We start from the raw sequence: 21,803 nt of genomic DNA on the forward strand, positions 1-21,803 counted from the left end.
AGTTCGTCGTGTCCCTGCGATTGTTGCCGGGATTGAATCCATATCCTGGGGACGAAAGCGATGCACTGCCGGTAAGGCTCAGTCGGCGCTGCTCTTGGGTTCAACGAATGGAGTAGCGACGTGGCGGGGCAGTCGCAGGCACGGCTGCTCTCGTTCCGCCTTTTTTGCCTGGCGGTGTCCAGGTCGAGATGGCGCGCCGGTCGCCTCGGGCATTGCCGAAGGAAGGCGAACCGTATCGGCTATGGCAGACGGGGTGGCCTGGCGCGCTGCGCGACCAGGACGAGTGCCCGCTCGATCAGCCTGTTGATTCCTTGCGTCGGCACAACAACTGGCGAAGCGCCAGCAAGACGAACAGGGAATTTGTGAGCAGGTAGCGCTTCCATAGACGGCCCGGCTCGGAAAACAGCCGATGCAGCCACTCGAGCCCATAACGCTGCATCCAGAGCGGCGCACGCTTGATCGTGCCGGCGTGGTAGTCAAAAGCCGCACCGACGCCGATCATCACTGCGTTGATTCGCCCGCGATGCGCCGCCATCCACTTTTCCTGCTTCGGGCAACCCAGGCTCACCCAAACCGTGCCCGCTCCGGAAGCATTGATGCGCGCAACGTCCGTCGCATCCTCCTCCGCCGAGAGCGGACGGAAGGGTGGCGAAATTGCACCGGCCACTTTCAAGCTTGGGAAGACTTCGCGCAAGCGCCGCTGCAAAGCCGCCAGCGTCTCGTCGCTGCTGCCGTAGAGAAAGATCGACTCGTCGTGTCTCGCCGCTTGCTCGCAATACTTCCACATCAGGTCCGGGCCGTTGATTCGCTGCTGTTCGGCGAAACCCAGTTTGCGCAGCATCCAGGCCACGGGCGCGCCGTCCGGCGTCGCCATATCGGCGTCGGCGACCACATGGCCGAACGCTGCGTCCTGCCCGGCAGTCACCACCGAATGGACATTGCAGATGCACACGTAGCGGCTTTCATACCCTTGCCCCCACTGCCGAATTCGCTCAAGCGCCTGCGCCCATCGGATAGCGTCAATCGGTACGCCGAGAACCCGGCCGGTAAGGCGCTCGTCAGCCACGCTGGCCTCTCACCTCGTCGATCGCTTCCTGATAGATGGTCATCAGGCGCCGGTAATTCACCTCGGCAGAAAACTCGGCTTCGTACTGCGCCCGGGCCTTGCGCCCCATATCCGCCATCTCCTCTGGATGCGCCAGCGCCCATGCCATCTTGTCGGCCAGATCGCGCGGATTGCCCGGCTCGAAAAGGAGTCCGGTTTCACCCTCACGCACGATCTCAGCCAGCGCACCGATTCGGCTGGCGATTACGGGCGTGCAGCAGGCGAAAGCCTCTATAACAACTAAGCCGAATGTCTCATACCAGATACTCGGTACTATCACCACAACCGCTCGGCTCATCTCCTCACGTACGCTTTCAGCAGGGACGTTCCCCAGCCGCCTAATGCCAGGAATCCTATCCAACAAAGCAGATTCGGGGCCATCGCCTGCCACCCTCAGCCGAGCGGCAGGCAGACGTGTCATGGCTGCAGCCAGGGTTGCAATGCCTTTCTCCGCCGATAAACGGCCAACGAACAGCAAACCCGTGCGCTGAGACGACTCTGGTGGAGGAAAGTCCACGAAATTCGGTTTCACAACCACCCGCTCGGGTGGCAACCCGCCTTCGATGAACTTACTACGACAGAACTCGTTCAGTGCAATGTACCGGGCAACCTTGTTGCGATAGGTGCCCAGCGCCCTGTGCAGCGTCAGCATGCCTGCAAGTGCCGCTGATGCCGCGTAGCCCCCCCGGTAACACGCCCGCACCACCCCGCGCCAAGGCAACTGCCCCATGCAGTCCTCGCATACCTTATCCTCGCGCAGGAAAAGCGCATTTAGACACATCAGGCGGAAGTTGTGTAACGTCTGTACGACTGGCACACCGGCTTGCTCAGCAGCCGAATACAAGGATGGGGAAATTAGTGGGAAGATGTTGTGGGCGTGGATCACGTCTGGTCTAAAGCGCCGGATCAGTTCGGTCATTTCGCGAGTTGTCCGACCACACCATAAAGTTTGTCGGGCCAGTTTCACTGGTGACATGCCGCTCACGTCGTCGTTGCTGCGAAAATAAGTTTGCAACTCATGGCCGCGCGCGCGCAGCAGGTCAATTTCCGCGCCAACGACCGTGTCCTCGCCGCCCGAATATTGATACCGGTTATGGACGATAAGCACATTGACGGGCATCAGCGCGGCCCGGCTTTGCCACTAAAGCTAACACCTTCAGGCAAAGCAACACCCGAACTACCGATTGAGGTCCGAAACTTTCCTCTTATCCTATCAAACGCACGCCAATCAACCGCAGACGAGCCCGCGAGAAGAGATTGACGCAACGCGCGCGGAAGCTTTGAAGAAACGGAAACGGAACCGCGATCCTGTTGGAAGTCCATACGCCACGAGTTCCAAGGAAGCTTGACGTATGACGGTGCTTTTGGCCAACCCATAGAAAACCCCGGTTCTCCCCTCTCTTGCAAAAAAAGATTGCCGTCCGAAAGATTCCTATGTTCCTCTCCGGGAAGTATCAAAGCCCAATCACCATTCCAGCCAATCAGATTCCCAACTATGAAGTTGCGTTGAGGCCGGAGGTCAAGCAAACCACTGGGGTCAATTCGTTTCTCATCGACAATGGCAATACCTTCAAGTCGATTAAAGACGACTAAGTTGTGTGCAACAACCGACTCGCGGCTATGAATAAGGTATATTCCCCGTTGGCCATTGCCATAAACTTCGTTGTCCTGAATAACTGCTCGGGAACTCGCTTCGTAATGAATTCCGAAACCTTCGTTGTATGCCAAAATATTGCGTTCGACAAGGTTGTTGTCGTTGCCCCAGTCAAACCATATGCCGTCCCCGTAGTTGTGGTGAACACGGTTGCCACTCACTTGAGAGCCGTGCAAGCCTCCCTGGTACACAAATTTCATTCCCCCAGCTTCCCACCATTTGTTGAAGCGACGGGTGTTGTTGTAGCTTATCTCGTTGTTCTTAATCACTACATTACGACCGCGGGCCTTTATGCCAAGATAACCAGAACGGGTCACGCGGCAATTGCGAATAGTGTTTTCGTCGCCGGATAGTTCAATTCCGACGCCATCCATGTCTTCAACCAGCAAACCATCCAGGGTATTCCCGCGACCCACTATCGTCACGGCACCCTGGCGGCTGCGAGTAGTCGTATTCGAGTAACGAAAGCGAATGTTCTGGATCGTTACGCCTGCAATGTCTTGCCCCTGAACCAAATATGGTCGGGTTGAAACTTCCGCACGTAGGTTCTCTGCGGATACGCCAAGCGAAGCACGAATGACCAACTCTTTCTTCCGGTCATCATAATAGAACGCGCCCGGAGGCATCTCAGCAACAGAACCGTTATCTCGTGTTGGCCAAATCCCGCCTTGTGAAGCGTGCAGAGATTTCATCGTATGCCCTGGTTTGGTGGGATAACCTTCGAAGATGGTGCCTCCAATCTGTTTCAAGGCAAAGCCGTTCAATGACACCTGCTGCGGCTCCGTCATCCACTGGCGCTTTACATAGAACCCGTTTCCCCTCGCCACCCAACCAGTCACCAAGTCACTGCCCATAATTGTCACGTCGGCATTTTCCTCGCCAACTATGGTGGTCGGACGATCGTTCGACCACGCACGCGAGGGAAATGTCAGCGAATCACGGTATTTCCCGGCTGCGAGCTTGAGCGTATCTCCTGGTAGTAACTGCTTCATCGCGAATGAAAGCGTTTGGTAAGGGCGATCGACGCGCCCGTCACCATCGTCAGCAGCGTTGGGGTGATTGGGCATCACGTAGCGCACTACAGCCCACGAAGAATTAAAGAACCCCAAAACGAGGGCCGATACAATCACCAAAAACTTCACTACTGTAAGCATGTGCGTCCCCTCTATTTTCCTAGCACCTCTTTGTAGCACCGCAGCATGCGCGCCACACGACCTTTCCAAGAGAATACTTCATGCGCGCGACGCCGTCCTGCGTTGCCCAACCTGACGCCCAACGATTCGTCCGCCACCAATTGCTGAAGGGCCTTATGAAGTCCCGCGACCGTAGCAGCTGGGTCAGCAGCCGTGACTTTAAAACCGCAGGTTTCGTCGACGAGCACCCCGGGCCCTCCAAGATCCAGGCAAACTACTGGAAGACCGGCGGCCATTGCCTCCAACACAACCATCCCGCCCGAATCGTGAAGACTAGGAAACAGCAGTGCGTCGTAGAAAGGCAACCGACGCAGAAACTCGTCGCGTGGCATGGACTTGATCCAACGTACATTTGCATCAAGACCCAGGGATTGACTTTTCTTAAGCCAACGGGTGAACGAGGGGCCTTCGCCGAGCATGGTCAAGCGAATATGTGGGTGTTCGTCGAGCAACCGAGCTACCGCTTCAAGACCATACTCCATCCCTTTCAAATACACGAAGTGTCCTGCATAAAGGATTTCGAAAGTGCCAGACCGCGCGTGCCGAAACGTCCCCCCTCCGTCATCGCTATCCCAAGCAATTCCGAGCATGACTTGCGCCTTTCTTTGCGCATGCTTTGGCAATTGATGCAAAGTTTGATTGGAGGTCGCAAATATCCGTCGTGCTGAAAAAAATGTCAAGTTGAGAAGTGGGGAAAGTCGCCACAATGACATTGATACATAACGCAGGCTCTCCTTAATTACACCGGAAACTTCCATGCCTTGCCAGAGCGCGCGCGGAGCGTACTCTCCGCCTGCCAAAGGTCCATAAACAAATGGCAGACCAAGCAGCCCCATTAAGCTGGGAAATCTGGCGGTAACGTAGGTCACTTGGTGCACAAGATCAAAGTGTCTCTTGCGCACCAACCGCCTAGCAACGAAATACGCACCAACTTGCCATAGCAGGTAGTAGAGATGAACACCTCTATTCCCGCGCTTCCAAAAGCGCATCCACGGCGGCAGATCGAAGTAGGTGAATTGAAGGTTACGGCAGGTGTGTACGAGGTTTGAGAGTTCAATACGTGCTCTGTTTGAACTACGGGTAAGGACATGGACGTGGTGAGCACTTTGTGCCAGATTTACCGCCCAACCCCAGCCAACTGCCGCCTCAGAACCCAAACCTGGTTCACAAGCATAGGCAGACAAGAGAATCGAGTATTTGCATTCTTCTGGCGATGATAAACAATCTATTTGCAAAACCATCGTTCCCTTAATCGAATTAGCGAGTAATAAGTCGATAATATTGGGTGCTTTTCATCGAACAAACGCCCAGAGTTGGTATAGAACAGCACCACATCAAGAAGATAGGTCAATAGAAAAGCGTACACCACATCGTTATCCCACCGCGCTTTGAAATATGTTTGCCGCCCATAGTCGCGCGCAGCACGTGTCAAGCGAGAAAGGTCGCCACGGTTGATCTGCTCCCACCTCGAAAGCGCTGGTCGAACCAAGTGGAAGTGATAAAAGTCATGCAGCGGATTCGCTTGTCGGGTGGCATACTCCCAATCGAACACAAAAACGCCCTGCGGAGACCAACGAACATTCCACGGCGCAAAATCCCGATGCGCCACGACAAAGGGGCCTTCCCAGCCGGCAAGAACGCTCAATGCGTCCTCCCACCCAGCCAGCAAATCAGCATGGATAGCCGGTGCCAAGACCTCTTGCAAGTCGCTTAGCAAGTTGGCGATACGCGAGGCCTCATCGGTTTCTCCGTAAGGACACCATTCACCCGTAGCACGGCCAAGTTCAGCAAGAAACCATTCATGCTGTTTTGTCAAATTTGGAGTGCTGTTCAGTGTCGGCGACACGCTAGTCATCATATAAGCGCGCCCCCCGCGCATATTCCCGGAGCGCAAAAGCTCTGGTATATTCCCGCGTAAAATCCTCAGCGCTGCTAAGCGAGATAACCATGAGACTTCCTTGCGGATAGTCTCGTCCGCGGACCCTCTGGCGGCACACTTGAGAAATGTTTGGTTAGCACCAGCTCTCGGTATTGCCAAAGCAGAAGTTTTTTGGTTGGGACCTGAGCTGCCAACTCTGAATGCGGCATCGAAGACACCTTCCCCGAACAACTTCCCAAACTCGAAAAAGGCATCCGAATGACAGGCTACTTCGACTTCCAGTTCGCTTGCAGCTAAGATATGGCTAAAACCAACAAGGTGACGGGTTCTAAGCGCCATTTGCGCAAGGATAAGTTGCCAACGTTGCCACAAGAAAAAGCGCAGGCAATATTCCTGAAGCTGGCTGCTCCCCTGCGGGAGAAACAGCCTCCGCCTTGCATCAACAGAGAGCCAGCCTGAAGGAGCCTCTACGGAACGTTCAAAAGCTACCCGCTGGTGGCGCGCCTTGTCACGCTGACGTGGAAATCTGCGTGTCTGCAACCTAGGAGCCCGGCGTGGCGTGGGCTTCCAACCATGGAAGAATGTCTTTGGGAACCCGAGCAGTATATCCGCCGGCTGCGGCTTTGGAAATAAACCGTTTCAGCCGCGCCATTACTCGGAGAGCTGGTTGCAGCCGATCGAGTCGTGCCAATCGGCTTGAGCGCCGGCGAATAAGAAGATCCTCTTCACGTCCACGCGCCTGCATGCTGCGTGTCTTCTGTTCCGGATAGTAACGCATGCAAGAAAGATAATAAGGCAAATGTGCAATTCGCGTGCAGGAGGCGAATCGATCCCACAGGTCCCCGTCCATTGCCAGATTAAAATCTATATCGAGACCACCGACCGCTTCGTACAAGGCGCGCCGCCAGAACATCGACGGTTGGGGTACGAAGTTGTGATCATGCAGAAAAACAAACCGGTCGAACATCATCTCTCGCTTCACACGAATCGGCTGTCCATTTGCATCAATCCAGATGCAGTTGCCATAGACGGCGGCCACGTCCGGGTGGTCCTGAAAATAACCCCCAATCAAGTCCAAAGCACCCGGCAGCAATAGGTCGTCTGAGCAAAGCCAGCCAAAAATATCGCCCGAGGCACGCCCGAAACCTCTCACCAATGCGTCCGTCTGCCCTTCATCGGGTTCTGATACCCAATACTCGAGCCGGTCAGAATGACGGGCTATAATCTCCCGGCTACCGTCCTTTGAGCCCCCATCCATGACAATATACTCAAGATTTGGGTAGGCCTGATTTAACACTGATCGCATGGCTGCATCTAAAAAGCGCGCCTGCTCGAAAGAGCAGGTGACCAAAGATATTTTTGGGGCAGGGCGATTCATGATTGCTCCTTTGTAGCATTTGCGTTTTCAAGTCTTACAAGCAAAGATATACCGGCAAGAAAACCCAAGTTTGCCCATAATACCATGGATTTCGCAGGTTGCGAGAAAATGGGGTTGAATACGTAGGTCACGATCGCGGCAAGAGACATGCAGGCGAGCATGTGGGCATAAGCAGCGAAAGGGTGTCTGCGGTTGTTCGGCTTCAGTATCGACGAATAGGCTAGCTTTCCGACGCGAACCAATGCCCATAGCCAAAGCATGATCCCCAGTAACCCTCCATTGGCAAGTACATCTAGTATGTCGCTATGGGTTGGCAGTACATTGTTGGCCACGCCCGTATCAAAACCGGTGAACTTTTCTGAACTTGCGGCAGTGAAACCAGTGCCCCAGAGAGGAGAGTCTAAGAATCTCTCCCAAGCGCGTTGATAGGTAAGCATGCGGAATTCTGGATTACCAGAAGGAAGAAAGGATTCCAGAAGTTGCAAAAGATAGGCAGCCAAGGCTGCGACCGCAAACATGCCAAGCAGCAGCGTGTAGGTTTTCGTTATTGTGCGGAGGGTGTCTTCTCTTTTCCAGGCAGGCCAAACAACAAAAAACATTAAGTATAGATAAATAAGAACCAGCGTGAGATAGCCGGTGTTCTTGTTGAATAGAATGGCTGACGCTAGGAAAAACGATATGCCGGCCCAGCGAATCCATCGCTGGCCGGAAGAAAATACAAAATAGACTGCGATGGGTGGAACAAGATACTCAAGCTCATGATACACTTGTTTAGCACCATAATTCACTACCAGCCCGGCAAAAACCACAAACCCAAAGACCAAAAGCAATCCGAGATAAGCACGCAGCATTCGCACGGGATCGCTCGAACGGGTTAGCATGTAGGCTGTCATCGGGGCGGCCAGCATGTAAAGTCCAGAAAATAAGAAAGTATTGGGAATGCTGAATTGGAAGCGGGCAATCAGACTGCCGGCCACGATAAACAAGGCGAGGATCAACAGAGGCCGAAAGCATGGCAAAACACCCGGCAAGGTCGCTGCCTGTTTAGGAGTGCGTGCTCCCACCATGGTCAGGAAGACGAAAGGCAGGGCGAGAAGAAATGGGAGATGCTTCGTCAAGGCAATTCGCTCAAGCCGCCACACAAAAGGATCTACCGCCAGGAAGACGGCGAACGCCAACGTGATGAGGTAGGCTATGTCAGTCATGACCAACCCGGCTGCGGCCTTAATCGGAGTGGGCCGCAGTAATTGTTTGGCTACCACGCTCAAAAATCGCCCACAGATGGTTGCTGATGCGAAAAGTTCCAACCCAATCGGCAGCGATTTCTGCGATCCAGGTAAGCCAGTGTTTCCCGCTCGAGATCGTTGACAATCTCAGTGACCGCGCGGTCAACACGAATGATTCGTACCGACGGGTCAGCGGCTCCGAGATTCCTAAGTGCTACAAGTTGTCGTTCGATTTCCAGCTTAGGCAGCTCTTGCTTGCGAGCATGAAGCACCTCGGCTGGTGCGTCGAGGATAAAAAGCAACTCCGGTCTCGGAATAAGTCGTCCGAGCATTCTTATTAATCCGGTTGGCAAACTGAGGCGGTAGCGACGGGGGTCAACGAGAAAGTCCTGATAATAACGGTCGAAGGTCACGAGACCGCCTTTCGCCAGCACTGGTCGGACTCGAACCCAGTGGCCAAGTACGTAGTCGACCCAGAAATAGAGCAAACGGAACACGGAACTCAGGCTCCCACGCGGTGGCCTTAGATGAGGTTCAGTCACCGTCGTAGTTTCTGCAGTGCGACCAAGCAAGCTTGCTGGAGCCGGCAGCCACCGTGGGCGCCAATGTAAGTGACGCTGGTTAACTGGGTAGAACATGGTTGAGAGACGTTCTCGATAAGTCTCGCTCAGCGTAGTCTTGCCGGAGCCGTCAGGGCCAAGCATCGCAATCGACAATCCTGGTGGCGTGAAGATGCGTCTGGTCATGTTCGAGGCGATAGCTGTTATATTCCGTAAGGCTACAAGTGGGTGTCGGCAAGCGCTGAATAGCAGGCGGCGCTTCGCGTTCTTCACCCAATTAGAAAACCAATCCCAGTCACTTTGAGCGATATGATCGGCCAACTCGGAGGCCACGCCTAGACTCCAAACAGGGCAAAGGCATTCGATAAAACCAGGCCGATCTCGTGCTAGCAGTTCTCGGAGTGTGTCACAGTAGTCGGGTTTGACATGCCCACGGTGAAATAGGTAGGACATCAAGGAAACAGCGGCTTCGTGACCTGGTCTTGGTATCGGTATTGCGCCCAGCGCAACTCGTTGCGACAATATTATTTCGCTGGAAGCCAACAGGTGGCCACGCCATGTTATTTGATCAAACAAATCAACGTGCAAGGTTGGGCTATTTGGTGTTGCCAGATAGATTCCAGTCAGGCTGGAATCACTCTTGATGAATACCCTGCCAACAACTATTGAAGAGTCGGCGAGTAAAATTCCGACGTGATCGAGGGCATCTCGTAGTGGGTGGCTAACGAGAATATCAAGATCACTGGTTGCTGATCTAGGCTTAGGGAAGGTGTCGTAATTACGCAGGACACACCATTGAATATTTTCGCGGTCCAGACATTCAGCTAACCGCTCGACCAATCGGATAAGTTTGATGTCATGCACTTGCAGTGCCTCTTTCTGTTATGCGACGATAGCGAATCGCAACTAACGCGCCTTGGATGAGCATAGCGGTCGCCAGGCTGAATGTGGTAGCGATGGCTGCTCCCGTCACGCCTTGGGTCTGTATCAGGAAAAAGCCGCCTGTAAAAGTAAAGGCACTTGCCGCTAGGTTGGCCAAAAATCCTGAACGTGAATCGCCCATGGCCAAGGAGTAGCTCCCCAACGCTGAAGCAAACAACGTACTGACTGCGCCCCAAGCTAGGATTTTCAACAGCGGCGCTGCGCTGTCATATGTGCCGCCGAATACGAGATGCAAAAGCTCCTCGGCGTACATTTGAGTAACGAAGAGAAATGCAAGTGCTAACGCTGTAACGGCAATAAAAGTTTTACAGATGTGTTGGCCAAGCGCTGCTTTTCCGCCGTGCTGAAGCAAAACTGCTGCGTGAGTTGGGAGATAGTTCCCGATGCTTTGAATGACGATACCCAAGGCATTGAGTAGGTTACGACATGCGGAAAAAGAGGCAACCACCAGTGGCCCGAGCGGCGCGATCAAAAATGGATATACTTGGCCAGCGCCCCATACGGCGAGGACTGTTAGGATGAGCCATTTAGCCAATGTCCATTGTTGAACAAGCACTTGCCAAGAATGGTATCTTTCAACGGATGGCGGCAATCTTAGCTGCGCTAAGCCCGCCAAGAAGGCAAACAAAGATGTGAAGGCCATAATCGAGAACGCCAAGGTGCTATCGAGCGGCAAGAAGCTACCAACGAGCAAGATTATAACGACCTGACCTGCGTAGCTGATCAAGTCGTTTCGCAGAGCCTTATCCGTCTCACGCAGGGTGTACCAATAGCGGCGAAGCATTTCCTGAAGAAAATAGCACGCGACGTAAATGGCTACCGCGACTAATAGGCTGGTCTCTGGGAAGAATATTTGAGAAATCACTGCCAAGATCGCAGTAGCAATCGGAATGGCAAATCGGTGAACTTTCAACAGCGCGAGAAAACGGCCGGCGAATACGGATGGTGCGTCGCCCGCGCCAAGTATATTCATGGGTTGAGTGAAGATCGCTCTGTGTAGATTCCCGAGGAATAGCATGCTCATCATCGCCAAGCTGAACATGCCAAAATCCTCAGCGCGCAATTGCCGGGCAATGAGGATCATTGTCAAAAAGTTACTTCCTGACACCACGGCCTGATCGTAGAGGGCCAGCATCCTTTGCCCTGAAACTATTCTTCGGAATCGCTCGATCATGGACGAGCGGTATCCTGAGATGCAGACATGGACGGTCTCGAGCCGAGCTGGCTAGCTAGCTTTTGTAGTAGATTTATCTCTTGGGCTCGCTGTGTGCCGCTCGCACAGAAATCCTTCGCCAAGGCGGTCAAGGTTTCGTCGGACAAATCCCACCATTGCCAAGCAAGCAGTTCGGATATCACTTCATCGGAGAATCGGGTTCGGATGAGCGTTGCTGGTACTCCTCCCACGATTGTGTAGGGGGGAACGTCTTTGCTCACGACCGCACCGGCTGCCACAATCGATCCGTCACCGACACTGCAGCCGTCCAAAATGATAACGCTGGCCCCGATCCATACGTCGTTTCCCAAAATGGTCAGCGGAAGTTCGTCAATCACGTCTTCCAGTGCATAGGTGCGACCAGCTTGGCCGTGGGTTGAGTAAAACGCAGGGTGCGTGCTTAGGAAGTGTGTCGGGTGCTTGCCGAGGCCACCAATCTGCGAGTTCGGCCCAATACTCGAAAAGGAGCCAACCTTGCAATGCCCAAGCCGCGCACCTTCCGCAACATAAGTCATTCGCCCGAGTGCTGTATTTAGTAGTCGTGCTTCGCGGTAGATCTTCACGCCAGGCGCGAAGGTACATGCGCGGTCAGCATAACTCCATATGCTCGCCCAAAACCGGGGCCACCTTCTTGCGGCCTGTCGGCGGCCGGATAACATCCACTGAAGGCGCTGACTAAAGTCACTCATGGCCGTGATGTCCAATGCCGCCCGTCGTCAAAGCATCTTTGTAGGCGTTGCGGAGCCCTTGGTCAAAGGCTGTTGGTGCCCGCCAGCCTAATGCTGTCAATCGCTTTACATCCATTAATTTGCGCGGCGTGCCGTCTGGCTTTGTGCTGTCGAATTCGATCTCGCCTGAATAGCCGACCACGCTTTTGACCGTTGCCGCCAGTTCCCTGATGGTCAGGTCTTCACCGACGCCGATATTTACGACCGGTGGCATGAAGATTCCCGTCGCGGCTTCCTCACTGCCGAGCAGCGTGTTGAAGGTGTCGTCGGGGAGGTTCATGAGGAAAATGCAGGCGTCGGCCATGTCTTCGCTATACATGAATTCCCGGCGCGGGGTACCGGTGCCCCAGACGCTCACCGTGAGTGCCTTGGCTTGCTTGGCTTCATGAAACTTGCGAATCAGTGCCGGGATGACATGGGAGTCATCTGGGTGGTAGTTGTCGCCGGGGCCGTAGAGATTGGTGGGCATCGCCGCGAGAAAGCGGGTGCCATATTGCCGATTGTAGCTCCAGCACATTTCGATACCGGCGATCTTGGCCAGCGCATAGGGCCGGTTGGTGGCTTCGAGCGGGCCGGTGAGCAGTGATTCCTCCTTGAGCGGCTGCGCGGCGAGCCTGGGGTAGATGCAGCTGGATCCGAGAAACAGCAAGCGCTTGACGCTGTTGCAGTAGGCGGCGTTGATGACGTTGCTCTGGATGGCCAGGTTGGACGCGATGAAGTCGGCCGGATAGCCATTGTTGGCATGGATGCCGCCCACTTTTGCGGCGGCGAGGAAAACGTAATCGGGCTTTTCCTTGGCGAACAGGGTTTCAGTGGCTTCCTGCCGGGTGAGGTCCAGCTCGGCATGGGTGCGGGTGATGAGCTGCTTGTAGCCATGAGCCTGGAGGTTGCGCAGGATGGCGGAACCAACCAGGCCGCGGTGGCCGGCGATGTAGATTTTTGCGTTCTTGTCCATAACCGGCCTGCCTTATTCGTGGTGATCGAAGGCGGCGTAGCCGTGTTTCTTGACCAGCTCGTCGCGTTCGGCACTCTTCAGGTCTTCACGAACCATTTCGGCAACCAGTTCGGCAAAGGTGGTTTTCGGTGTCCAGCCAAGCTTTTCCCGGGCCTTGGTCGGGTCGCCAAGCAGGGTTTCGACTTCGGTGGGGCGGAAATAACGCGGATCGACCTTGACGATGATGTTGCCGTTCTGGTCGGTCCCTGTTTCTTCAACGCCCCGCCCTTGCCAGGTGATCTCGATGCCGAGTTCGCGCGCGGCGGTATCGACGAACTGGCGCACGCTGTATTGCACGCCGGTGGCAATGACGAAGTCGTCGGGCTGGTCCTGCTGCAGCATCAGCCATTGCATTTCGACGTAGTCCTTGGCATGGCCCCAGTCGCGCAGGGAGTCCATATTGCCGAGGTAGAGGCAGTCCTGCAGCTTGAGTTTGATTCGTGCCAGTGCACGGGTGATCTTGCGGGTGACAAAGGTTTCGCCGCGCAGCGGTGATTCGTGATTGAACAGAATGCCGTTACAGGCATAGAGGCCGTAGGCTTCGCGGTAGTTGACCGTGATCCAGTAGGCGTACATTTTGGCAACGGCGTAGGGGCTGCGCGGGTAGAAGGGGGTGGTTTCCTTCTGCGGGGTCTCCTGGACGAGGCCATAGAGTTCGGAGGTGCTGGCCTGGTAGAAGCGGGTCTTCTTTTCGAGACCGAGAATGCGGATGGCTTCGAGGATGCGCAGCGTACCGATGCCGTCGGCGTTGGCGGTGTATTCGGGGGTTTCGAAGCTGACGGCAACGTGGCTCATGGCGGCGAGGTTGTAGATTTCGTCAGGCTGGACGTCCTGGATGATGCGAATCAGGTTGGTCGAGTCGGTAAGATCACCGTGATGCAGGATGAAGTTGCGGTTGTTGACATGTGGGTCCTGGTACAGGTGGTCGATACGGTCGGTGTTGAAGAGCGAGGCGCGGCGCTTGATGCCGTGCACGATGTAGCCCTTGTTGAGCAGGAATTCGGCGAGGTAGGCGCCATCCTGGCCGGTGATGCCGGTGATCAGTGCTGTTATTGTCATGACTTTGCCTGTTCGGGAAGTTAAGGAAGCAAACGACCTGCGACGCGAACGCGATCTTGCGCATTGATGGCGGCAAGCATGTCGCGAACGAAGCGGTCTTGCAGCTGGTAGGCCTTGCCGACGTCCTGATCGATCGACGACACGCGCACCAGCATGCCGTCTGGCACTTTTCCGGTGAGTCCGTAGCGCAGCTGGATCAACTTGCGGCCCAGGCCGGGCAGCGTCACCTCGTCACCGATGGTGATCCAGTAGGTGATCGGTTCATTCCGGCTGCCTTGAACCGCTTCAAGGCGCCGCACCGGCAGGACGCCACTCTCGGTCGTGATCTGGCTTTCGCGGTTATTGCTCAACTGAAATCCCTGCGCCGTATAACAGAACTCCGGGCGATGGACCTGTGTCTTGTCGCCACTCTGGTCGCCGCCGTAGGCGATGGAGAGCATGATGCGTTGCCCGTCGTTGTTGACGTAGGTGCGAGAAAGCGTCTGGTCATAGATGGCGTCGAGCTTTTCCTTGACGTCGGGGCTGACCAGGGCCGGCACGATGCCGGCAGCGGCTCGCCAGTCGGCAAACTGCTCAGGAAACATTCGCGCGATATCTATACGCGCACCCTGGTCGGCAATTTTTTCAGTCGGCCGCAAGGCCATTGCCAGGCCAGATGCGGCGAGCATGAGTGCGAGCAGGAGGACGTTTCTCAGCCGGAGCTTCACGGTCTTGCCCCCCGCGCAGCGCGACGATGCCGCCGCCTGACGGCATATTGCAGCAGCGAATCGACGGCAATGATCAGCAGCAGCGCCGTCAGGAACAGGACCATGCCGGCAAAGCCATGCAGGAAGCCTTGCCCCGCCTCGTCCCCGAAGTGGTAGGTAATCAGCGTCAGCACCATCACGCGGATGACGTTGGCGGTGAAGGAGATCGGCACGATCAGGATGGCCAGCGTGACGTTGCGCAGCAGTGAGTCGCTGCGGATGATGTTGAGGTAGAGCAGACCCAGCGCTTCCAGGGTGAACAGGGTGTGCAGACCGGCGCAGGCATCGGCCACCAGCAGCTTGTACTGGCCGATCTGCAGGATGACGCCGCTACGGGCGATGGGGTAGCCCAGCCAGAAAAGAACGTGTTCGGCTACGTAGGAGACGGCTGTCTTCATCGGCATGGTCAGCGCATCGACAAGCGCACCGGGTAAGGGGATCATGAAGAGCATGAAGAACAGTGCAAACCACTGCGCCTTCACTGCCGCCGTTCCGCGTGTGAGCAACAGGATGGCGACCAGCAGCCAGATGATGGAACCGACTTCGAAGAGGAGGATGTCCTGCGAGCGCCCGATGATGTAGAGCAGCAGTCCGGCGATGAAGATCGGCCAGCCCCAGGTACTGGGCTCCTGGCCCTCACTGGCCTGCCACATGTTTGGCCAATTTCGCCAGGCCAGCCAGCAGGCGACCGACAGAACGATCGGGCCGTGCTTTTGCTCGTCGGTTGCCCAAATGGTTCGAAACAGGTCAAGAAAGCTTGGCAGGTAAAGGACCATCAGTCCTGCGATAATCGGCAGCCATGCCAACCACTGCGCAAGCGTCTGCCGCGACGCGCGCGGAATTGCTGGAGCGACCATTCCCATGCCGTGTCTACTCCCTGCCCGATTGCAGCAGCTGCGTATTGCTTCGCTGGTGTTGTTGCTGGTTCTGGTGCCAGGCCTGTTTGTGCTTGGCGCGCAGCCGATTGCTGTCGGCCTGGTTCCAGTGCCGTGGGACAAGCTCGCACACCTTGCGTTGTGCATGCTCCTGGCAATTCTGATCGGACTGTCTGGCGGACTGCTGCGCCTGCATGGCGGCGCTCTGCTGCTGCTGGCCTTTGTCCTCACGGTCTTGGTGGGCATGCTGGACGAAGCGCATCAAGCCTTCCTGCCCGGTCGTTCTTCCGGCTGGGACGATTTGCTTGCTGACGCGTTCGGTGCGCTGCTTGGCGTTTTCGCGCTCGCCCGGCTGGGTCTTGCCGGGCGTGCCGGCAGTTGAACGGCGGGAAGTCAGCCGGCGGTCGATTACCTGCTCGCTGCCGGAACGAACGTTCCGTGGTGCCGACGCGTTGGCGTCTGAGCCAAGGGAGAATCTGCACATCGGCATCGGTTCTACCCCTGGTTGAGCACGGAACCAACGACAGTGGCTCCGCTCTGGTGCAAGGACTGCAAGAGCGCCTGCAGACGTGGCGCGAAGCTGACGTTTCGGCGTGCGACAACGAGGCTCCCACGGGCGCGAACGGCGATTGTCTGATGGTCGGCAGTCTCGGCCGCGGCCGGCGTATCGACGATGATCACGTCGTATCGACCCGGCAGGGTCTCCATCAGATTTGCAAAAGCTTCTCGGCTGAGCAGTTCCTGTGGATTGGGGGGCACGGCACCGGCGGGTAGAACGCACAGGCCATTGAGGCGAGGGATGCAGCCGATGGCTTCGGTAAGCACTGCCCGGCCGGCGAGAATGCTGGACAGGCCCAGCTTGTTGGGCAGCCTGAAGAGCTGGTGCTGGCGGGGTTTGCGCAGATCGGCATCGATCAGCAGGGTGCGCTGACCCAACTGGGAAAAGACCACGGCCAGGTTCGCAGCGATGAAGCTGCGGCCTTCGCCGGAATCCGGACTGAGCACGGCCAGAGCCTTGCCGCCACCCGTATCGGCATCGAACCAGCGCAGCAGCAGCTGGCTGCGCAGGGCGCGCAGTTGTTCGACAAACGGACTGAAGGGCTTGAATGCGGCGACGACTTCCTCGCTGACGCACTCGTCGCCCGCCATGAGGTACGGGTAGTCGTACTGCTGCGACAGGGCCTGTTGAACGTCCTCGTCGCTGAGCAGCCCGAGCTGGACGGCGGCGTCGCCGAAACGCATTCCCTGAGCACTCTGCAGCCTGAGGATGCTTTCGGCGTCCGCGGGTGCCAGGCGACCGCTGTCGATCAGCATGGCGCCAATGGACGGACCTGAGCCGAGATGGAGTTTTTCAGTCATTACGTTCATTACGGTCAGGCCTCCGAGATCTTTAGCTGTGTTCCTGGATTCCTGCGACCGACGCGGGACGTGAGCGAGAAACGCCTACCTTTCCCCAGCCCCGGTGTGTGCGCCGAGCCAAGCGCGGCGAGTACCGGCAAGTCCAGCATCTGCGCGAGATCATCGGCCGAGCGCACGCGTCGTTGCGCGAGTTCGAGCAACAGCGCCGCACCGATCCCGAGCAGTGTGCCGAGGAAGACCGAGACGAGCAGGTTGAGAAGGAGCTTCGGCTTCGAGGGCTCAAGTGGCTGCGAGGCTGGCGTGAGAATCGCGATGTTGGTCTGCAGCGATTGCGACTCGAACTTGCTCTGTGTCATGCGCTGCCCGATTGCGTCGAAGCCCCGTTGTGCAGTTTCCACTTCACGCGCCAGCACATCGATCTCGTCGCGCTGGATCTTGAGATCAAGCACTTTTTTTCGTTGCGCTTCGATCGCAGCCTGGATCTCGATTTCCTTGGCCTCGCTGACCAGTCCGGCCGTGCCAATGGCTCTGGTCACCTTGGCCGTCTCGCTGCGCACGCGTGTCCTGAGTTCGTTGATTTCCGCCAGCATGCGCTGGTACTGCGGGTGGTTTTCGCCGAGGTTGCCCGAGAGTTCCTTGAGTCTGGATTCCAGGCGTGCGAGATCGGCTTTGAGCTGGTTGATCAGCGGGTTCTGCATGACTTCCTGCAAGGTGTCCGAGCGGTCGATCTTCTGCTTGCTGGTGGAATCAGCGCCTTGCGACTCGGCCTGGGTGAGCAGCGCTGACAGCTCGTTGTATTTCTGCATCTCGTAGTCAAGGCTCTTGTCAGCGGCGATGATGCCGGTCTGCTGCTGGAAATCCGACAATGCCTTTTGCGCCACCTCGAGGCGCTCGCGCTGGGCCTTGACCTGCTGATCAAACCAGTTGGCGTACTGGCGAGCGGGCTCGACGCGCAGCTCGATGTTGGTTGCGATGTAGGCCTCGGCGAAGGCATTGGCGATCGCTGCTGCGAAGACCGGGTCTTGTCCTGTGAAGCCGATGTGGATGACGTTGCTTTCGCGCGCGGGCTGGACGTCAAGCTTCTTTTGCAGCAACTGCGCCAGCCAGGCAGTGAGCTGGCCCTTGCCGTCGGTCGCTTCCTGCCATTGTTCCTTGATCTGCGGGTTTTCGTCCATGCGCAACAACTTGACGACGAGCTGCGCCGTGCGGTCGCTGTTGATGATGTCGATCTGGGTGGCCATGTAGCCGGGTGCCATCATGCCAGGCAACACCATGCCGACGATCGGGTCGGGTGATTTGACGTCGACGACAACCGAGGTTGCTGCCGTATATTGCTTCGGCAGGAGCAGACTGACCGTCAGCGTGGTCAGAACGGTCAGCCCGAGCACGGCCAGCGCCACCGTTCGGCGTGCCCAGAGGATCAGGAGAAACTGGTTGAGAGTCATGGCGATCTTTCGGTTGGCGCGGCGATCAGAAGAAGCTTTCCTCGACGTGAAGTACGTCGTCGGGCTGGATAACATCGAACTTCTCGGGGGCAATCACGGCCAGGTTGCCATCTGCTGTGCGCCGATGAATGCGCAGGCTGCGCTCGGTGCCGCGCATCGTGAGGCCGCCGCCCCGGACCAGCGCCTGCAGCACGGTCATCCCCCGTTCGATCCGGTAGGGGCCGGGGCGCTGGACTTCACCATAGACATAGAAGACGGGCGCCCGGTGCACGTAGATGACGTCACCACCCGCGACGACGATGTCCTCATCGCTGTTTCCCGACACGAACAAGGCAGGCACGTCGACTTCCTTGCGGAAAGGCTTCCCGTCCCGGATGCCGGTGACGATGACGACGTCCGAACCATCGGGAATCGCTCCACCAGCCGTCGCCAGCATGTCGGTCAGCCGAGTGTTGCCGGTTTCGATCGGGAAGCGGCCAGGGCGATTGACCAGCCCGAGCACGGATACCTGGTTTCCCCTGACCTGCGTCAGTAGGATGTTGACCTGCGGCTTCTGAACAAAACCGCCTTCCCGAAGCTTGTCGGCGATGGCTTTTTCGGCATCGCGGAGGGTGAGATCTCCCAACTGTACGGCGCCGATCAAGGGATAGGTGATGATCCCGCTGTCAGCGACACGTGATTCCACGGTCAGGTCGGGGTTCTGGAAGACGCTTATCCTGATCGCATCGCCAGCCCCGAGGCGGTAATCTGCCGATTTGTCCTCAGCCTGCGCAAGGGACGCGAAGCTCAGTGGGAGCAGGATGAAGAGAAGGAGTGTCTTGAAATAGCTCATGGTTAGCGCTCGCTTTGCTTACTTGAGTCCGGCAACGCCTTTGTTGATCGCTGCGTCGCCGGGGGTCGTCGCGATTTTTTCGGCGGGTGCTGCGGGCGCACTGCCCGAGAAGTCGCCGAGGTACTCGATCTTGGCCTTGCCACGCAGTTGCTTGACCGCGTCGCTCACGCGCTCGGCCTTTTGCTTGTTGGTCAGGTAGCTTTCGATGAGCGGTAATGCTTTCGCCTCGTCGAGTGGCTCGGGCTTGGTGCTCAGAACGGTGACGATGGCCGCGCGGCCGGCGTCTTCATAGATCTGTGGCTGCCCTTCCTTGGCCCGGGCAATCCTGGGTAGCAGATCGAGCGAAATCTGTTCGGCGGATTTGATCGCGGGACCGCCACTCACGGCGACGCCGCTGGCCTTGAGGCTGTCGGCGATCGCTGCTACCGGCTGGCCTTTGGCGAGCTTCTCCTTGACCGTGGCGAGCGTCTCCGGGGTGCTCGCAAAGGCAAGTTCCTCGAGACGATAAATCTTGCGATTGGCGAAGTTGTCGGGATGGTCGGCGTAGTACGTTCTCAGTTCCGTGGCTGTCGGTTTGGCAACACCGCTGCCCGCCTGCTCCAGGTAGGCTCGCGCAAGCACTTCGCGACGTGTGGCTTCGAGCACCTGCATGACATTCGGCGTTCGATCCAGCTTCGCCTCCAGCGCCTGCTGTACGGCCAGTTCCTGGTCAATCAGCCCTTCCAGAACCTGTCGTCTGGCGGCGTCGGCTTGCTCCGCCGGAATGGAGGGGGCGCGCTGAAGAACGAAATTGATCTGATGTACGGAGATCTCGCCATCATTGACCTTCGCCGCCGCTTGTGTCGCGACTTTCTTTTCCGAGGCAGATTCGCCGCAGGCACTGACTGCGAGTGCTGCAACGAGTGCGGCGATAATTGTCGTCGAGGTTTGCATGTGTTTCCTTCCTGAGCTGAGCATGGCAGTTTGCAGTGGCTTTCAATATTTTGCGGTGGCGGAGATGAACACGATGCGGTCGCGGTAATCGAACGCATCGTAGTTGGAGTTACGGTCGGTCAGTGTGACGCCGGCATTTAGTTGCAGCCAGCGCGCTGGCGTGTAGGCAAGATCGAGGCCGAGGCTGGAAGTGTCGTCCTGGCGCTGTTCAAGATCTGCCGGGAGCGGAATGATGGCCCCTCGATATGCTTGGCGGCCATAAGCGACCCGCCCATTTACCGTGATCTGGCTGGTCGCTGCCCATTGCGCGGCCAGCGTGATTTGGTCGAGGACGTAGTAGCTGGTGGTGAGTTGCTGGTACGCTTCCAGCCCGCGGTTATAGCCAAAGCTGAAAACACTCTTGCCGCTGTAGGCATAAAGGTACTGCAGGTTGCCGACCCAGCCGGCGTAGTCGCGCTGCGAAAAATGCTGATGCTGACGGTCCAGATAGCCGAACCGGCCTCGCAACTGACCGTGCCCGGTGAGGCGCCAATCAAGCTCGACGCCGTAGTTGTCCTGTGTGAATCCGTTGTCGTTCTGGGATACGCTGTTCAACAGGCGATTCGAGTAGTTTCCATCGAGGTGAACCGCGCGGGCCGTCACGGTATTTCCGGACGCGGGGCGAAAACGCAAACCAAGCTCGTAGCCGTCTGCGTCATAGTCGCCATCCGTGCGCGTGGGAACTTGATTGGTGAGGCTGGTGGACACGAGGCCGGCTACGGCAGCCCAGTTGGAATGAAACCAGTAGTTGGCCTCGAAGCGCTCGACTTCCGTCGTCTGCACATTGCGTCGACCGGCGCTGCGGTTGTCGGCGTAGTCGTTGGGCAATTCGCTACGCAGAAAGGAAAGCGTTCCGGTCAGGCGCTTGCCCGCAGACCACAACCATTTGGCATCGTAGTTGACGGCGACAAAGTCGAGGTAATCGTTGGTTTGATAGCGGTAGTCGACCATAGTCACGTTGGCAATCAGACGCTGAACACCAATGGTCTTGTCAAGATTGGCGCCGATGGTGGTTGTCGTGATCGTCTCCGCTTGCGGATCGGCGTCAGGCGGCCGGCGGAAAAAGTTGTCATCCCACTGCGCAGACACCGTCGCGGTCAAGTTGAACACGTCGGCCTCGTCCGCCGACAGCGGTGACGAGGAGAGAAGGGCGCAACAGGAAATCATGGTCAGAGGCTTCGCACAGAAATTCATGAGTGGAAAACACCACCTGGTCTTGGCGCGCTCTTCGCGCACACCTTCGCGATCCAAAGCAAGAGAGTACGTGCCCCGACGCAAGGCGTCGGAAGCCAGCCTTGCCAAGGCATTGTCAAAACGATGCTGCCGGTGAAACAACTGAGGTTCATTTTGCATTACTGCTCTCCGTTAGGCGCGTGTGGTTTCTCACACATCGATGCAGATTGCTCCGGCACACCCGGCCAGCATCTCTGTCCTGAGTTTCCGCTAGATCGTTGACTGCTGCTGCAAAGCGATGGCTTGTCGTACGCGGCAGCCAGCTCTCTTGCACTAGGCCACCAGAACAGCTTCGCGTGAGCCAATGACAGGCAGCTGATTCTGGCGGCGGACGACCGGGAGTGCTTTGCAAGAGCATCCCGAGCCAGCTGCTGAAGATTGGCGCTTGCGCTCTGTTGCTGTCGACGCTG

The 21,803-nt window shown here is 57.0% G+C and carries 20 protein-coding genes; 1 reads left to right on the top strand and 19 read right to left on the bottom strand.

Annotated elements, in window-relative coordinates:
• Window positions 1-295: 295 nt before the first annotated feature.
• From V5B40_RS17060 to xrtB, 14 genes are all read right to left on the bottom strand, one after another.
• Complete coding sequence (locus V5B40_RS17060; protein WP_332355603.1) at window positions 296-1,066, bottom strand: WecB/TagA/CpsF family glycosyltransferase; 771 nt, start codon at window positions 1,064-1,066, stop codon at window positions 296-298.
• Complete coding sequence (locus tag V5B40_RS17065) at window positions 1,059-2,225, bottom strand: glycosyltransferase family 4 protein (RefSeq protein WP_332355604.1); 1,167 nt, start codon at window positions 2,223-2,225, stop codon at window positions 1,059-1,061. Before V5B40_RS17065 ends, V5B40_RS17060 begins: the two co-directional genes overlap by 8 nt.
• Window positions 2,225-3,913, bottom strand: coding sequence for a right-handed parallel beta-helix repeat-containing protein (locus V5B40_RS17070; protein WP_332355606.1), 1,689 nt, complete (start codon window positions 3,911-3,913; stop codon window positions 2,225-2,227). Before V5B40_RS17070 ends, V5B40_RS17065 begins: the two co-directional genes overlap by 1 nt.
• Window positions 3,914-3,924: 11 nt before the next feature.
• On the bottom strand, window positions 3,925-5,193 hold the full coding sequence (locus V5B40_RS17075) for a glycosyltransferase family 4 protein (RefSeq protein WP_332355607.1): 1,269 nt from the start codon (window positions 5,191-5,193) through the stop codon (window positions 3,925-3,927).
• Entirely contained in the window at window positions 5,178-6,371 is a 1,194-nt protein-coding gene (locus V5B40_RS17080) for an aminoglycoside phosphotransferase family protein (protein ID WP_332355608.1), read from the bottom strand. Before V5B40_RS17080 ends, V5B40_RS17075 begins: the two co-directional genes overlap by 16 nt.
• 1 nt (window position 6,372) lies before the next feature.
• A complete protein-coding gene (locus V5B40_RS17085) occupies window positions 6,373-7,209 on the bottom strand; it encodes a glycosyltransferase family 2 protein (RefSeq protein WP_332355609.1) in 837 nt (278 codons plus the stop codon).
• The gene (locus V5B40_RS17090) at window positions 7,206-8,414 is read right to left on the bottom strand and encodes an O-antigen ligase family protein (protein WP_332355610.1); all 1,209 of its coding nucleotides are present in this window, start codon (window positions 8,412-8,414) and stop codon (window positions 7,206-7,208) included. Before V5B40_RS17090 ends, V5B40_RS17085 begins: the two co-directional genes overlap by 4 nt.
• 59 nt (window positions 8,415-8,473) lie before the next feature.
• Window positions 8,474-9,859, bottom strand: coding sequence for a hypothetical protein (locus V5B40_RS17095; RefSeq protein ID WP_332355611.1), 1,386 nt, complete (start codon window positions 9,857-9,859; stop codon window positions 8,474-8,476).
• Window positions 9,852-11,111, bottom strand: a complete 1,260-nt coding sequence (locus V5B40_RS17100) for an MATE family efflux transporter (RefSeq protein WP_332355612.1) — start codon at window positions 11,109-11,111, stop codon at window positions 9,852-9,854. The genes V5B40_RS17095 and V5B40_RS17100 overlap by 8 nt, the downstream gene beginning before the upstream one ends.
• On the bottom strand, window positions 11,108-11,713 hold the full coding sequence (locus tag V5B40_RS17105) for a CatB-related O-acetyltransferase (protein WP_332355613.1): 606 nt from the start codon (window positions 11,711-11,713) through the stop codon (window positions 11,108-11,110). Before V5B40_RS17105 ends, V5B40_RS17100 begins: the two co-directional genes overlap by 4 nt.
• Before the next feature lie 118 nt (window positions 11,714-11,831).
• On the bottom strand, window positions 11,832-12,833 hold the full coding sequence (locus V5B40_RS17110; RefSeq protein WP_332355615.1) for a GDP-L-fucose synthase family protein: 1,002 nt from the start codon (window positions 12,831-12,833) through the stop codon (window positions 11,832-11,834).
• Between the two features lie 12 nt (window positions 12,834-12,845).
• On the bottom strand, window positions 12,846-13,931 hold the full coding sequence (gmd, locus tag V5B40_RS17115; RefSeq protein ID WP_332355616.1) for a GDP-mannose 4,6-dehydratase: 1,086 nt from the start codon (window positions 13,929-13,931) through the stop codon (window positions 12,846-12,848).
• A 20-nt stretch (window positions 13,932-13,951) separates the two neighbouring features.
• Window positions 13,952-14,638, bottom strand: coding sequence for an exosortase-associated protein EpsI, B-type (epsI, locus tag V5B40_RS17120; protein WP_332355617.1), 687 nt, complete (start codon window positions 14,636-14,638; stop codon window positions 13,952-13,954).
• Window positions 14,635-15,534: an exosortase B gene (xrtB, locus tag V5B40_RS17125; RefSeq protein WP_332355618.1), complete on the bottom strand. Its 900-nt coding sequence runs from the start codon at window positions 15,532-15,534 to the stop codon at window positions 14,635-14,637. Before xrtB ends, epsI begins: the two co-directional genes overlap by 4 nt.
• A gap of 4 nt (window positions 15,535-15,538) precedes the next feature.
• Here xrtB and V5B40_RS17130 point away from each other — a divergent pair, with 4 nt between their 5' ends.
• Entirely contained in the window at window positions 15,539-15,934 is a 396-nt protein-coding gene (locus V5B40_RS17130) for a VanZ family protein (RefSeq protein WP_332355619.1), read from the top strand.
• A 113-nt stretch (window positions 15,935-16,047) separates the two neighbouring features.
• Here V5B40_RS17130 and epsG read toward each other — a convergent pair whose 3' ends face one another.
• Genes epsG through epsL form a run of 5 tightly spaced genes read right to left on the bottom strand, consistent with a single transcriptional unit; the run spans window position 16,048 to window position 21,327 of the window.
• Window positions 16,048-16,920 (bottom strand): chain length determinant protein tyrosine kinase EpsG, encoded by an 873-nt coding sequence (gene epsG / locus V5B40_RS17135; RefSeq protein WP_332355620.1) that lies wholly within the window; start codon window positions 16,918-16,920, stop codon window positions 16,048-16,050.
• A 5-nt stretch (window positions 16,921-16,925) separates the two neighbouring features.
• Window positions 16,926-18,356, bottom strand: a complete 1,431-nt coding sequence (epsF, locus tag V5B40_RS17140) for a chain length determinant protein EpsF (RefSeq protein ID WP_332355621.1) — start codon at window positions 18,354-18,356, stop codon at window positions 16,926-16,928.
• A gap of 25 nt (window positions 18,357-18,381) precedes the next feature.
• Window positions 18,382-19,188 carry a polysaccharide export protein EpsE gene (epsE, locus tag V5B40_RS17145; protein ID WP_332355622.1) on the bottom strand — a complete coding sequence of 269 codons (807 nt, stop codon included), beginning with the start codon at window positions 19,186-19,188 and terminating at the stop codon, window positions 18,382-18,384.
• Window positions 19,189-19,206: 18 nt separating this feature from the next.
• Window positions 19,207-20,145, bottom strand: a complete 939-nt coding sequence (locus V5B40_RS17150) for an EpsD family peptidyl-prolyl cis-trans isomerase (RefSeq protein WP_332355623.1) — start codon at window positions 20,143-20,145, stop codon at window positions 19,207-19,209.
• An 18-nt stretch (window positions 20,146-20,163) separates the two neighbouring features.
• A complete protein-coding gene (gene epsL, locus V5B40_RS17155) occupies window positions 20,164-21,327 on the bottom strand; it encodes an XrtB/PEP-CTERM-associated polysaccharide biosynthesis outer membrane protein EpsL (protein ID WP_332355624.1) in 1,164 nt (387 codons plus the stop codon).
• Window positions 21,328-21,803: the final 476 nt, after the last annotated feature.

The sequence above is a fragment of the Candidatus Accumulibacter meliphilus genome, from assembly GCF_036625345.1.
Classification (GTDB): domain Bacteria; phylum Pseudomonadota; class Gammaproteobacteria; order Burkholderiales; family Rhodocyclaceae; genus Accumulibacter; species Accumulibacter meliphilus.

Coding starts and splice junctions, on each gene's coding strand:
- V5B40_RS17075 (WP_332355607.1), bottom strand. CDS start 5,193: ATGGTTTTGCAAATAGATTGTTTATCATCGCCAGAAGAATGCAAATAC.
- V5B40_RS17110 (WP_332355615.1), bottom strand. CDS start 12,833: ATGGACAAGAACGCAAAAATCTACATCGCCGGCCACCGCGGCCTGGTT.
- V5B40_RS17130 (WP_332355619.1), top strand. CDS start 15,539: ATGCCGTGTCTACTCCCTGCCCGATTGCAGCAGCTGCGTATTGCTTCG.
- epsL (WP_332355624.1), bottom strand. CDS start 21,327: ATGATTTCCTGTTGCGCCCTTCTCTCCTCGTCACCGCTGTCGGCGGAC.
- V5B40_RS17070 (WP_332355606.1), bottom strand. CDS start 3,913: ATGCTTACAGTAGTGAAGTTTTTGGTGATTGTATCGGCCCTCGTTTTG.
- epsE (WP_332355622.1), bottom strand. CDS start 19,188: ATGAGCTATTTCAAGACACTCCTTCTCTTCATCCTGCTCCCACTGAGC.
- V5B40_RS17150 (WP_332355623.1), bottom strand. CDS start 20,145: ATGCTCAGCTCAGGAAGGAAACACATGCAAACCTCGACGACAATTATC.
- epsG (WP_332355620.1), bottom strand. CDS start 16,920: ATGAACGTAATGACTGAAAAACTCCATCTCGGCTCAGGTCCGTCCATT.
- V5B40_RS17090 (WP_332355610.1), bottom strand. CDS start 8,414: ATGACTGACATAGCCTACCTCATCACGTTGGCGTTCGCCGTCTTCCTG.
- V5B40_RS17100 (WP_332355612.1), bottom strand. CDS start 11,111: ATGATCGAGCGATTCCGAAGAATAGTTTCAGGGCAAAGGATGCTGGCC.
- V5B40_RS17065 (WP_332355604.1), bottom strand. CDS start 2,225: ATGCCCGTCAATGTGCTTATCGTCCATAACCGGTATCAATATTCGGGC.
- gmd (WP_332355616.1), bottom strand. CDS start 13,931: ATGACAATAACAGCACTGATCACCGGCATCACCGGCCAGGATGGCGCC.
- xrtB (WP_332355618.1), bottom strand. CDS start 15,534: ATGGTCGCTCCAGCAATTCCGCGCGCGTCGCGGCAGACGCTTGCGCAG.
- V5B40_RS17085 (WP_332355609.1), bottom strand. CDS start 7,209: ATGAATCGCCCTGCCCCAAAAATATCTTTGGTCACCTGCTCTTTCGAG.
- epsF (WP_332355621.1), bottom strand. CDS start 18,356: ATGACTCTCAACCAGTTTCTCCTGATCCTCTGGGCACGCCGAACGGTG.